Consider the following 12753-nt stretch of genomic DNA (forward strand, 5'->3'; position numbering starts at 1 on the left):
ATCAGGGCACCGCGGGCGATCACGGCTCCGCGCGCAGCACCAGAGAGATCCGCGACGTGACCGCCGCGCGGGCGAGCTCGGCCGCGGTCTCCGCCGGCACCGCCACCACGACCAGTCCGCCCTCGCCGCCGGCGTCCACCGACCCGCCGGCACCGAGCCCACCGAGTGGTCCGCCGCCCACCGATCCGTCCGCGCCGTCCGATCCGTCCGCTCCGGCACCGACGCTGCCCGGCAGGGCGAGCACCCGGACGTGGGCGGCCACAACTCGGGCCGGGCGGGCCGCCTGGTCGACGTCGGTCTCCGCGGCCAGCAGGTCGATCCGGTCGCCGGGCCGCACCAGAGCCAGCGAGCCGGGGTCGGCGACACGTACCGGAGCGGCTACTACCTGCGCGGTCGAGCGCACCTGGGCCAGCAGGTCCGGACCGAGCACCCGGGCGTCGGTGAGCGGCTCGCCCGCCCGGACCGGACCGGCCAGCACGGCACCGCGGCCGGCCGGCCTACCGGCCCGTGGATCACCAGGGCGCAGGACACCGGCTGGTACGACGTGGGGCGGGAGCGCGACCTCGCGCAGGTCACCCGGTGAGATGGGCGCCCCGCCGGGAAGGTCGCGCGCCGCGGCCAGGACGGTGACGGTGGGCGGCGGCTCGGGCGCCAGCAGGTGCAGGGCCATGGCGACGCCCGCAGCGGCCAGGCCGGCCGCCACCAGACGTCGGTGCCGGGAGATCGCCCGGGCGACCTCGGCCGGCGCACCTCGCCCGCCGTGCCGGTCGCGAGGGCGAGCGGGGGAGCCGGGTACGCCGGCAGGGGAGGCTGCCGAGGACAGCCCACCCGCGCCGAAGCGGCCGGTGGACGAGGTGCCGGTGTGCGAGGTGTCGGTGGACGAGGTGCCGGTGTGCGAGGTGGCAAAGCGACGGCGGGACATGCGACGAGGCTAGGCAGCCGACCCCGCCCCAACCGGGTTGTCCACAGCCAGGCCGCTCAGAACGCCGAATCGCCGTCTGTGGACGAAAACCTGGCAGCCAACCAACGACTCGGCGAACGGCCCGGACATGCGAACTGCCGCCCTCGACCGAGGGCGGCAGTTGCGTACGTACGAAACCCACCGGATCGCCACCGGCGGTGGCGGAACGAGCTAGGCGGCTAGGCGGCGTTGGAGGAACCGGAACTGCTCGAGGTGCCCGCCTTGGACCCGGAGTCCTTGCCCGACCCGCTGCCGGAGCTAACCGAGCTGCTCGAGCTGTCCGACGACTTGCCCGAACCGGAGTCGGCGGAGCTGGACTCCTTGCCGGAGCTGCTGGACTCCTTGGACCCGGAGTCCTTGCCGGCGTTGGAGCCACCGGACCGCTGCTGGCCGTCGCGGCTGTCGGTGCGGTAGAAGCCGGAACCCTTGAAGACCACACCGACCGCACTGAAGACCTTGCGGAGCTTGCCGTTGCACGCGGGGCACACGGTCAGCGGGTCGTCGGAGAACTTCTGGACCGCCTCGAGCTGCTCGCCGCAGTCGACGCAGGAGTACTGATAGGTAGGCACTGCCACCCTCCATGTGCACGGTCTGAAGACCTTCGCCGGCCTCGGCGGCCCGGTCGAAGGCGGCCTGGCCAAGGCGATACCGCAGCAAAGATTAGCACTCCGAGGCAAGGACTGCTAAGCGTCCCGGCCTCGGAGTGCACGAACCATCGAGGACCTCACAGTCCTCGCGAACCATCACACAGTCACTCGAACGCCTTCAGGTCCCGGTCGGTGGCGAACCACAGTGCCTCGGGGATCTCGAAGGTGGCGTAGGAGTAGTTGCCCATCGGAAGCCAGTAGTCGTACTCCCCGACGGTCGATCCCTGCCAGACCAGCACGATCCGCCAGGTGTCGACGTAGAGCGTCCAGACCCGCCGCTTCCGGACGGCGCCCTCCTCCTCGAAGGTGTAGATCCGCTCCAGTTTGACGAGGTTGCCGAGCAGGTCGTCCTTGCGCGACTCCACCTCGCACCCGGGCAGTTGGGCGAGCCCCGCCTCGACGCCCTCACGGATCGTGTCCAGGTCCTCGGCGATCACGTGCTCGTCGAGCTTGCTGACCCACGCCGCGAAGTACGTCTTGGGGTCGTCCTCCTCGGGGGAGAACAGCACGCCCTCCCGGTCCTCGTCCAGCTCGAACTGGTGCCAGTCGGACGGGAACCGGAACGAGAACCGCCCCATCGGGTCCTGGTAGGTGCTCACCCCGGTGAAACGGGGCCGCCCCTCGCGGACGGGAGTGGTCACTTCGTTGCCTCCTGCTGCCTTTGCGCCTGCTGCTGCTCCGCCACCTTGGTCATGACCTCCGGCGCCACCGGAACCTCGGCCAGACGGCTCGCGCCCTTGAGCTCGAGCGTGTCGGAGAAGTGACAGGCTGCCATGTGGTTGTCACCGGTATCGCGGAGCGGGGGCTCCTCGGTCCGGCAGATGTCCTGAGCGTACGGACACCGGGTGTGGAAGTAGCAGCCGGACGGGGGGTTGGCCGGGCTGGGCACGTCGCCGGTGAGCAGCGTGGGCCGGGTCCGCTTGCGGGGGTCCGGCTGCGGCAGCGACGACAGCAGCGCCTCGGTGTAGGGCATCTTCGGGTTGTAGAACAGCTGGTCGGTGGTGCCGACCTCGACCACCTTCCCGACGTACATCACCGCGACCCGGTCCGAGATGTGCTCGACCACGCTGAGGTCGTGGGAGATGAAGAGGTACGTCAGGTCGAAGCGCTCCTGGAGGTCCTCCAGCAGGTTGAGCACCTGGGCCTGCACCGACACGTCCAGCGCTGACACCGGCTCGTCGCAGATGATCAGCTTGGGGTTCAGCGCCAGTGCCCGGGCGATCCCGATGCGCTGGCGCTGGCCACCGCTGAACGCGTGCGGGTAGCGGCTGGCGTGCTCGGGCCGCAGCCCGACCACGGTCAACAGCTCGGCGATGCGGTCCCGCAGCGCCCGCCCGGACAGCGTGTTGTTGATGATCATCGGCTCGGCGATGATCCGGCCGACCGTCATCCGCGAGTCCAGCGACGAGAACGGGTCCTGGAAGATGATCTGCATCTCCGGCCGGATCCGCTTCAGCGTCTTGTGGTCGGCGTCCCCGATGTTGACCTTGCCCAGCTCGGAGTGGTCGAAGACCACCGATCCGTCGGTGGGCTCCTCCAGCCGGAGGATGGTCCGGCCGGTGGTGCTCTTGCCGCACCCGCTCTCGCCGACGATCGAGAACGTCTCGCCGCGGTTGACCGAGAGGTTGACCCCGTCCACAGCCTTCACGTGGCCGACGGTCCGCCTCAGGAAGCCCTGCTTGATGGGGAAGTGCTTCTTGAGGTCGGAGACCTCGAGCAAAACGTCGTTCACGATTCCTCCTACTTGCCCGCGGCGGCGGACGCGGACGCGGCCTCGGCAGGTGTGCTGCCCGGGTAGAGGTGGCACCGGACGTTGTGGTCGGCTTTTCCTTCCACCGGAGCCTCCACCGGCAGAACCGTGTCGCACAACCCCTTCATCGCACTTGGACAGCGCGGGTGGAAGGGGCAGCCCGGAACGGTGGAGTACGGGTCGGGCACCGAGCCCTTGATGACCTCCAGCGGTGTCCCGCGGTTGACGCCGATCCGGGGGATCGACCGCAGCAGCGAGACGGTGTAGGGGTGCTTGGGGTCGTGGAAGATGTCGTCGACCGGCGCGCGTTCGACCACCCGGCCGAGGTACATGACGACCACCTCGTCACACAGCTGGGCCACGACGCCCATGCTGTGGGTGATGAACATGATCGACATGCCGTACTCGTCCTGCAGCTCGCGCATCAGCTCCAGGATCTGCGCCTCGGTGGTGACGTCGAGAGCCGTGGTCGGCTCGTCGGCGATCAGCAGGGTCGGCGTGCACGACAGCGCCATCGCGATCATCGCGCGCTGGCGCATACCACCACTGAGCTGGTGGGGGTAGCTCTTGGCGATGCGGTCGGGGTTGGGCATCCCCACCCGGCGCAGCATCTCCACGGCACGCCTGTTGGCCTCGTTCCGGTCCGGCGTCTGGTGGAGCAGGATCGCCTCGGCGATCTGGTCGCCCACGGTGTAGACGGGGTTCAGCGAGGTCATCGGCTCCTGGAAGATCATCGAGATCTCCTGGCCGCGGATGGCCCGGATCCGGTCGCCGGTCGGGTCCAGCGAGGTCAGGTCGACCACGCCCTGGGAGTTCTCGGCGGGAGCCTGCGTCGCGGTGTCGGTGCCCTCCGTCGGGCCGGCCTGGGCCGCGGCTTCCCTGGGCCCGCCCGTACCCGTACGGCCGCGGTTCCGCCTGGTGGCCCGGCCGCCGCCCTGCCGCTCCACACCCGGCCGGAACAGGATGTCGCCGTTCACGATCCGGCCCGGCCGCTCGATGATCCGCAGGATCGCGCGGGCGGTGACGCTCTTGCCCGACCCGCTCTCGCCGACGATCCCGAGCACGCGGCCACGGGGAACGTCGAACGTGACGCCGTTCAGCGCGCGGACGACGCCGATCTGGGTCGGGAACTCCACCTGCAGGTCGCGGACGCTGACGACGGCGTCGGCGGCCATCTTGGTGGAGGGGTTGCTGATGGTTGCCTCACTCATGTCGAGACCCCTGTCTCTCCTCGTTGCCGAACGAGGCCGGGACGCTCAGGTTGCGTCCCGCCTCGCTCGTGCCGCGGATGCCGATGGTGTGCGGGTACGGCTCAGCCATAGGGGTCCACCGCGTCGCGTACGCCGTCACCGAGCAGCTGGTAACACGTCACCGCGATCACCACCGCCACGGCGGGGATGAGCATCCAGGGGTACTGCTGGACCGCCTGCACCTTCTGCGCGTCCTGCAGGAGCACACCCCAGCTGACCGCCGGCGGCAACATCCCGATGCCGAGGAACGACAGCGACGTCTCGGCGATGATCGTCGTGGGGATCGCCAGCATGGTCACCACCACCAGGTGGCTGATGGAGTTCGGCACCATGTGGCTGAGGATGACGCGGGCGTGCCCGCTGCCCGCTGCCCGGGCCGCCGCCACGTAGTCGGCGCCGGCGTAGGACATGACCTTTCCGCGGATCTGCCGGGCGAGGCCTGCCCAGCCCACCAGCGACAAGATGACGGTGATGAACAGATATCGCTTGGTCACCGTCATGTCGCGGGGAAGGATGGCCGCCATCATCGCCCACAGCGGCAGCGTCGGCACCGAGAGGATGATCTCGATGATGCGCTGCAGCACGTTGTCCACGATGCCGCCGAAGTAGCCGGAGATGGTGCCGATGATGGCACCCAGGATGGTGCCGATCCCGACACCCACCAGACCGATGGTCAAGGAGACCCGGGATCCGATGACGGTCCGGCTGAAGATGTCCCGGCCCTGGTCGTCGGCGCCCCACAGGTAGATGGTGTTCGGCTTGTCCACCCCGAACAGGTGCGTGGTGGTCGGGATGAGGCCGAAGACCTTGTAGTCGGCGCCCTTCACGAAGAAGTTGATCGGCGTCGCCTTGTTGCAGTCGGTCTTGTACTCCCAGGTGAAGGTGTCCTTGTTCAGCGTCTGGGCCACCCCGCAGACCGCCGGGCCGCCCTTCCAGGTGAGCTTGGCCGGCGCGGCGTTGGCCCGGTCGGAGTTGACGGCGTTCGCGTCGTACGGCGCAAGGAACGGCGCGAACAACGCGATGCCGTACATCACCAGCAGAACGATCCCGCCGGCCACCGCGAGCTTGCTCTGCTTGAAGCGCCGCGCCATCAACCGCCACTGGGGGATCTCGCCGACGTCGGAGCCCTTCTCGGTGGGCGCCTGGTGCTCTTGGGAGATTGGTTCTTGGATGATCGCCATCAGTGGCGCCCTCTCACTCGGCGGACCGGGCCCGGGGGTCGACCCAGGCCAGTGCGATGTCGGCGAGCAGGTTGCCGACGATCAGCAGCATCGACAAGAACATCAGCAGTGTGGCCGCGAGGTACATGTCCTGGTTCAGCAGCGCCTGCAGGTACAGCGGTCCGGTCGTGGGCAGGTTGAGCACGATGCTCACGATCGCCTCACCGGAGATGAGGACCGGCAACGTCGTACCCAGCGCCATGATCAACGGGTGTACGGCGTTGCGGGTGGCGTGCTTCCAGATGACCCGGCGCTCGAGGACGCCCTTCGCGCGGGCGGTCTGGACGTACTGCTGGTTCAGGACGTCGAGCAGGTTGGCCCGCATCACGCGGGTGAGCCAGGCGGTGCTGCTCGCAGAGATGACGACCAGTGGAATCCACACGTGCTTGAGGAAGTCGACGAACTTCGCGCCGCTCCACGGGGCGTCCTGGTACTGCGCGGAGAACAGTCCGCCGACGTCGGAGCCCAGGAATCTCGCCGCGAACACCAGGACGACCAGTGCCAGCAGGAACTCGGGTACGGCCACGCCGATGAACTGGAACAGGGTGATGAGGTAGTCGGGTAAGGAATATCGATGGGTCGCTGAATAGACCCCGATGGGTATCGCTATCAACCAGGCGATGATGAGCGCCCCGCCCGCGAGCATGACCGAGAGCCCGAGCCGGCCCCAGATGAGGTCGCCGACCGGCTGGCGGTACGTGAACGACTGGCCGAAGTCGCCCTTGACGAAGCCGCCGATCCACTTGCCGTACTTCACCATCACCGGGTCGTCCAGGCCGTAGCGCGCCTTGAGTGCGTCGATCTGGTCCTGCGACACGTTGTTGCCGATGCTGCGCAGCCGCTGGATCTCGGCCGTCAGTGCGTCTCCGGGCGGCGCCTGGATCATCACGAAGCTGACGATCGAGATGATGAAGAGCGTGAGGATCATGTAGAGCAAACGCCGAACAATGAATACGACCATCTGTGCGTCTCCCGATCAGTCGATCCCGGTGGGGCGAGGCCGCAGGAGGGTGGGGATGCCGGTCGGCACCCCCACCCAACGTGTGCGCCTTAGACCTTGTGCTGGTCGGGGTTGTCCCAGAAGAAGGTCTCGGGGTCATAGACCGCCGGTGTGGGGTGGATCCACGGGTTGGCGAAGCCACCCTGGGCGAGGTTTTCCTTCTTCGGGATGTTCATCAGGCCCTGGCGGGCGAGGACGACCCGAGGAGTGTTGGCGACCGAGCCCTGGAAGAACGGACCGTGCTCGACATGAATCTTGATCATGTCCCACACCATCTTGGTCCGCTTCATCTCGTCCGGCTCGACCTTGGTCTTGTCGTAGATCTTCCACAGCTGCTCGATCGGACCGCCCTTCTCGGGCTCCATCCGCGGCGGCGTCCGCTTGAACGGGTCGACGTTCAACTGCTTGCCCTCGTCGGGCGTGCCGCGGACGTTGTACCACTGACCTTCGAGCGGGCAGTACCGGCTGTTCTCGATCGGCACCAGCCACTGCGGGTAGACGAGGTGGTTGGGGCCGTCACCGACCTCCCACGCCGTGGTGGACGTGAGCTTGCCGGTGTTCCACAGGTCGCCCCAGCCCTCCGGGGTGACGGGGTTCTGCTGGGCCTTGATGCCGATGGCCTTCCAGTCCCGCTCGAGGTAGGAGTTCTTCTTCTTGTGCTCGTCCACCGTGTCGGCGGGGTAGTCCAGCGAGATCTTCAGCTTGCTGCCGTCGGGGAACTCGCGGAATCCGTCGCCGTCCTTGTCGACGACGCCGAGCTCGTCCAGCAGCTTCTTGGCCGCCTCCGGGTCGTACTTCAGCGCGGAGTCCCGCCACTGCTGGTAGACCTGCTTGCCCTCGTCGTAGGCGACGTACTCCTTGGCCTTCGGGCTCAGCGTGCCGGTGGTCTTCTCGCCGGTGTTGAAGTAGATCGCCTTCTGGATGTCGGCCCGGTTGGTCGCCATCGACAGCGCCTTGCGGAACTTCGGCTCCCGGATGAGCTTGCGGAACTTCGGGTCCTTGTGGTCGTAGTTGAAGAAGAAGACCGAGCTCGTGCCCGAGCCGCCGTCCCACAAGATCACGTCCAGCTTGGACGTGTTGGCCGACTGCTTCATCGCGGAGATGTCGGGCAGGTCCACACCGAAGAACGCGCCGTGCACGTAGTCGAGCTTGCCCTGCTGCATCTGCAGCTTGCCGACCTGCTTGTCCTGGACGATCGACATGTTGAGGGTGTCGACGTACGGGAGCTGGTCGCCGTTCGGCATGACGCAGTGGTAGTAGGGGTTGCGCTCCCAGACGATGGTGCGCCCCTCCTTGAGGGACTTCAGCTTCCACCCGGTCATGGTCGGGCAGTCGGGGTTGCGCGAGAAGTCGACCTTGGTCTCGAAGAGCCCGCCGGCCGATGCCCAGTTCTTGCCGACCTTCTTGTTGTACTTCGGGTGGTACTGCTTGGCGAAGTGCGCCGGCACCATCCACTTGGGCCCGTTGCCGTTCGTGCCCTTCACCCACATGGCCAGCCGGTCGGCGGTCAGCGGCGCGGGGGCGTCGAACTTCATCTTGAGGGTGGTCTCGTCCGGTGCGCTCAGCTGGGCGACCTTGCCGGTGCCCGATTTGCACTCGTCCGGCGGAGTCTCACTGTGATCGGTGTTGAGCACCAGGTCGTTCCACCAGAACATGATGTCCTCGGTGGACCAGGGGTGCCCGTCCGACCAGCGCAGGCCCTTGCGGAAGTGCAGGGTCCACTCGCTGGCGTCGGCGTTGTGCTCCCAGGACTCGACCAGTCCACCGGTGATGGCCAGACCGTCGTTCAGCCAACGCAGCAGCGTGTGGCCGTACATGTACTCCTTGTTGGAGGCGTCGATCGCGCCACCGGTGGCGGAGGGGCTGATCATCAGCAGGTTGCCGCCGTACTTGCCCGGCTTGACCCACTTGTGGGGGATCACGAACGGGTTCTCCGGCAGCCGCTTCTCCAGCGCGTCCAGCTTGCCCGCCTTCACCTGCTCGGCGAGCATCGGAGCTTCCTGGAACTTCGACGGCTTGGGGAGCGCCTTGGTCTCCGAGCCCTTGGCGGCGGCAGTGTTGCCACCGCCACCGCCACCGTCGCCCGATCCCTTCTTGGGGCCGCCTCCGGAGGTCGAGCCTCCGCCGCTCGAACACGCACCGAGCATGACGCCACCCGCGGCGGCGGCGGACCCGTAAAGGAACGTCCGCCGGTTGAGCATGGCCTTTCCGGTCATCAGATCTGTGCCCTTTCCTTCAAGGCGCTGCGGGCCGGCATCCCGAAGGACCGCCGGACGTTGCCGACTGGCCGAACCCGAAGTGATTCAGTACCGCGCGATCCCACCGCAAGGCGATCCGTACGCCTCGGTCGCGTGAGTACGTGTGCGCTTTGTGCAGTGGATGAGGGGGTGCCGACGTAGGCGCCCCCCGGTGTCACGACGCCGCAGGGGCCGGCGGCCTCCGCGGACCCGGTCTTCGACGTCGTGAAGTCGGTCATGCCCGGCTCGCCGAGATGGTCGGCCCGGCGCCTTGACGCGGGCCCGACGGTGCGCGGACGGCAGCACGGCACCGGCGAGGAGCATCTCCCCGCAGAACCCGCGTTGCGTGCTGGTGAATTGTCATCGTTTTGCGACCGTCTCGTTACCTCTTCCGGACACTGCACGTCAGGCCTCCCAAGTCGGAGACCTGTGCGTAATTTCGGGCATGTTAATGCCGCCCGGGGCGGCGTTCCAAGGGTCTGGAAGAAACTAAACGTCAGAATGTGGAAGGAACTACGCCGGGTCGTGAAGAGAATGCGCTACGTGCTGGAGTCGATCCCGCAACGAGCCCGTTCGGCGCCCGATCGAGCCACCCTGAGCCGGCGAGCTGGTCCGCTTGTACCGCCTGAAAGCCGTGTGGTGCAAGGGTTCTGTATGAACAGGTTGGCCATTACCGGTCGGGTGCGGGCGGCCACCCTTCGGATCCGGGTGGTCGCGGATCCAGCCCTACGTTCACCTCTTGACGGCGGTCTGCGGATGTTGTGCCATACTTCCGCGACCGACGGTCCGGGCGGCTATTCTTCGATACGCCTGATTTCGTCGTCGCTCAATTGTGCTGCCGTTTTTGATTTATTCGACGGCAGCCCATTGTGCATTCCGTGAATTCCTTTTCCGTCGAATGTCCGGCGGGCGGGTCGGCCCCGAGTGCGCGGCGGGGCCGGCGCCGGTCGCCGGCCGAGGCCGCCGCGATCGCGGCCGCGCGTGTCCGGGAGGTGCCCTGGATGCCCTGGTGTAACCACTAGGCTGCGGAGCGTGCAACGACGACTGGTGCGCCTCGGGGTCGCCCTGGTGACCCTGCTCGCGCTCGTTCTGGTCGCGGGTACCGCGGCCGTGATCGTCGCCGTTCGACGCTCGCTTCCCGGGTACGACGGTGAGACGCGGCTGCCCGGGCTGTCCGCCGCCGTGGAGGTCCGGCGCGACGCGCGGGGCGTTCCGCAGATCTACGCCGACACCCCCGAGGACCTGTTCCGCGCCCAGGGCTACGTCCAGGCGCAGGACCGCTTCTACGAGATGGACTTCCGGCGGCACCTCACCGCCGGGCGGCTGGCGGAGTGGTTCGGCCCGCGGCTGGTGTCCACCGACAGGTTTGTACGCACCATGGGCTGGCGCCGGGTGGCGGCGCAGGAGTACCCCCAGCTGTCCGCGCCCGTACGCGGCTACCTGCGGGCGTTCACCGACGGCGTCAACGCCTACCTCGACACCCACAGCGGATCACGCCTGTCGGTGGAGTACACCCTCGGCCTGCTCGGACCCGAGCAGCGGCCCGAGCCCTGGTCGCCGGTCGACTCGCTGGCCTGGCTGAAGGCGATGGCGTGGGATCTGCGCAGCAACCTCGACGACGAGATCGCCCGGGCGCTGGACTCGACCAGGATCGCGGCGGACCGGGTGGACCAGCTCTACCCCGCGTACCCCTTCGACCGGCACCCGCCGATCGTCACCCAGGTGCCGACCTCGGACAGCGCGGAGGGCGGCAAACCCGCCAACCCCGGCGGTGGGTCCGCCCGGGTGCCCGGTCGCTCGGCCGCCGTGCTCGTCGCCCCTACCGGGTCCGGCACCTCGGGGGCCGGCGTGCCCTCCGACCCGCCGCCTCGCGACCTGCCGGCCGGCACCGCGCAGGCGCTGCGGGCGGCCCGGGAGTTCCTCGCCGCCGCGCCCTCCCCGCTGGGCCCCGGTGGCGGAGCGAGCGGCGGCGGTGCGACCGAAGGCGTCGGCTCCAACTCCTGGGTGGTGGCGGGCTCCCACACCACCACTGGCAAGCCGATGCTCGCCAACGACCCGCACCTGGCGCCCCAGATGCCCTCGCTGTGGTACCAGATCGGCCTGCACTGCCGGGTGGTCGGCGAGGACTGCCCGTTCGACGTCGCGGGCTTCGGCTTCTCCGGGATGCCGGGCGTGGTGATCGGGCACAACAACCGGATCGCGTGGGGGCTCACCAACCTGGGTGCGGACGTCACCGACCTCTACGTCGAGCGGATCGACGGCGACAGTTATCTGTACGACGGAGCCCGGGAGCCGCTGACCAGCCGCCGGGAGACGATCAAGGTCAGGGGCCGGCACCCGGTGGAGCTCGTCGTCCGATCCACCCGGCACGGCCCACTGCTGTCCGACGCGGACTCCTCGGTCGCCCGCTCCGTCGGCGGGTCGGAGGTCGGCCGCTGGTCGCGTGCCGGCGGCTGGCAGAGCGGGATCGCGCTGCGGTGGACCGCGCTGGAGCCGGGCAAGGCGGCGGAGGCGCTGTTCGGGATCGACGCGGCCCGCGACTGGCAGTCGTTCCGCGCGGCGGCGGCGATGTTCGACTCGCCCGCGCAGAACCTCGTCTACGCCGACGTCGACGGGCACATCGGCTACCAGGCGCCGGGCCGGATCCCGATCCGCAAGGGCGGCGACGGCCGCTGGCCGGTGCCGGGGTGGAGCAGCGACTACGACTGGACCGGCTGGGTGCCCTTCGACCGGCTGCCGGCGGAGTTCGACCCGCCGCGCGGATACATCGTCACCGCCAACCAGGCGGTGGCGCCGGCGTCGTACTCCGTCCGGCTCGCCGACCACTGGTCCTACGGCTACCGCAGCGACCGGATCGGCGACCTGATCACCGAGCTGATCCGCCGCAAGGGCCGGCTCGGCGTGGCCGACATGCAGGCCATCCAGACCGACACCCGCAACGAGGCCGCCGCCATGCTGGTGCCGTACCTCCTGCGGGTCCGGGTGGACGACTTCACCGCGCAGGCGCAGCGGCTGTTCCGCGGCTGGAACTACAGCCAGGGCGTCGACTCCGCGCCCGCGGCGTACTTCAACGCGGTCTGGGCGAGGTTGCTCGGCTACACCTTCCACGACGAGCTGCCGAGGAACGCCTGGCCGTCCGGCGGCGACCGGTGGTGGGAGGTCGTGCGCGGCCTGCTGAGCCGGCCGAACAGTCCGTGGTGGGACGACGTACGCACCAAGGGGGTGCGCGAGGACCGCGACGCCATCCTGCGCCGGGCGCTGGAGGCCGCGCGCCGGGACCTCACCCGACGCCAGGCAAAGGACCCGGCCGAGTGGCGGTGGGGGCGGCTGCACCGGCTGAAGCTCGTCGACCAGTCGTTCGGGCGGAGCGGGGTGGCGCCGCTGGAGCGGCTGTTCAACCGCGGCCCGTACGACATGCCCGGCGGGACCGACGCCGTGCTGGCGACGGCGTGGAACGCCGCGAACGGCTTCGACGTGCGGGCCGTCCCGTCGATGCGGATGGTCGTCGACCTCGCCGACTTCGATCGTTCGCGGTGGGTCAACCTCACCGGCAGCTCCGGGCATCCTGGCTCGGAGCACTACAACGACCAGTTCCACACCTGGGCGGCCGGCGGCACGTTCGCCTGGCCGTACGCCAAACCCGCGGTGGAGCAGGCCGCGGAGCACATGCAGGCGCTGGTGCCCTAGG

The 12753-nt window shown here is 68.8% G+C and carries 9 protein-coding genes; 1 reads left to right on the forward strand and 8 read right to left on the reverse strand.

Annotated features, from left to right (window positions below):
• Positions 1 to 19: 19 nt before the first annotated feature.
• The 8 genes from cpaB to ABZV93_RS25740 all read right to left on the reverse strand — a co-directional run bounded on the left by cpaB (position 20) and on the right by ABZV93_RS25740 (position 9044).
• Positions 20 to 922 carry a Flp pilus assembly protein CpaB gene (cpaB, locus tag ABZV93_RS25705; RefSeq protein WP_354940793.1) on the reverse strand — a complete coding sequence of 301 codons (903 nt, stop codon included), beginning with the start codon at positions 920 to 922 and terminating at the stop codon, positions 20 to 22.
• A 218-nt stretch (positions 923 to 1140) separates the two neighbouring features.
• Positions 1141 to 1530: an FmdB family zinc ribbon protein gene (locus ABZV93_RS25710; protein ID WP_354940796.1), complete on the reverse strand. Its 390-nt coding sequence runs from the start codon at positions 1528 to 1530 to the stop codon at positions 1141 to 1143.
• Positions 1531 to 1712: 182 nt separating this feature from the next.
• A complete protein-coding gene (locus ABZV93_RS25715) occupies positions 1713 to 2249 on the reverse strand; it encodes a hypothetical protein (protein ID WP_354940799.1) in 537 nt (178 codons plus the stop codon).
• Entirely contained in the window at positions 2246 to 3340 is a 1095-nt protein-coding gene (locus tag ABZV93_RS25720) for a dipeptide ABC transporter ATP-binding protein (protein ID WP_354940801.1), read from the reverse strand. The genes ABZV93_RS25715 and ABZV93_RS25720 overlap by 4 nt, the downstream gene beginning before the upstream one ends.
• A gap of 8 nt (positions 3341 to 3348) precedes the next feature.
• The gene (locus tag ABZV93_RS25725) at positions 3349 to 4569 is read right to left on the reverse strand and encodes an ABC transporter ATP-binding protein (RefSeq protein WP_354940803.1); all 1221 of its coding nucleotides are present in this window, start codon (positions 4567 to 4569) and stop codon (positions 3349 to 3351) included.
• Positions 4570 to 4670: 101 nt separating this feature from the next.
• Positions 4671 to 5789 carry an ABC transporter permease gene (locus tag ABZV93_RS25730; protein WP_354940806.1) on the reverse strand — a complete coding sequence of 373 codons (1119 nt, stop codon included), beginning with the start codon at positions 5787 to 5789 and terminating at the stop codon, positions 4671 to 4673.
• A gap of 13 nt (positions 5790 to 5802) precedes the next feature.
• Positions 5803 to 6789, reverse strand: a complete 987-nt coding sequence (locus ABZV93_RS25735; RefSeq protein WP_354940809.1) for an ABC transporter permease — start codon at positions 6787 to 6789, stop codon at positions 5803 to 5805.
• Between the two features lie 89 nt (positions 6790 to 6878).
• A complete protein-coding gene (locus ABZV93_RS25740; protein ID WP_354940812.1) occupies positions 6879 to 9044 on the reverse strand; it encodes an ABC transporter substrate-binding protein in 2166 nt (721 codons plus the stop codon).
• Positions 9045 to 10097: 1053 nt separating this feature from the next.
• Here ABZV93_RS25740 and ABZV93_RS25745 point away from each other — a divergent pair.
• Entirely contained in the window at positions 10098 to 12752 is a 2655-nt protein-coding gene (locus ABZV93_RS25745; RefSeq protein ID WP_354940815.1) for a penicillin acylase family protein, read from the forward strand.
• The last annotated feature ends 1 nt before the right edge of the window (position 12753 follow it).

The sequence above is a fragment of the Actinopolymorpha sp. NPDC004070 genome (genome assembly GCF_040610475.1).
In the GTDB taxonomy this organism is placed as follows: Bacteria; Actinomycetota; Actinomycetes; order Propionibacteriales; family Actinopolymorphaceae; genus Actinopolymorpha.

Coding starts and splice junctions, on each gene's coding strand:
- ABZV93_RS25735 (WP_354940809.1), bottom strand. CDS start 6,789: ATGGTCGTATTCATTGTTCGGCGTTTGCTCTACATGATCCTCACGCTC.
- cpaB (WP_354940793.1), bottom strand. CDS start 922: ATGTCCCGCCGTCGCTTTGCCACCTCGCACACCGGCACCTCGTCCACC.
- ABZV93_RS25725 (WP_354940803.1), bottom strand. CDS start 4,569: ATGAGTGAGGCAACCATCAGCAACCCCTCCACCAAGATGGCCGCCGAC.
- ABZV93_RS25730 (WP_354940806.1), bottom strand. CDS start 5,789: ATGGCGATCATCCAAGAACCAATCTCCCAAGAGCACCAGGCGCCCACC.
- ABZV93_RS25740 (WP_354940812.1), bottom strand. CDS start 9,044: ATGACCGGAAAGGCCATGCTCAACCGGCGGACGTTCCTTTACGGGTCC.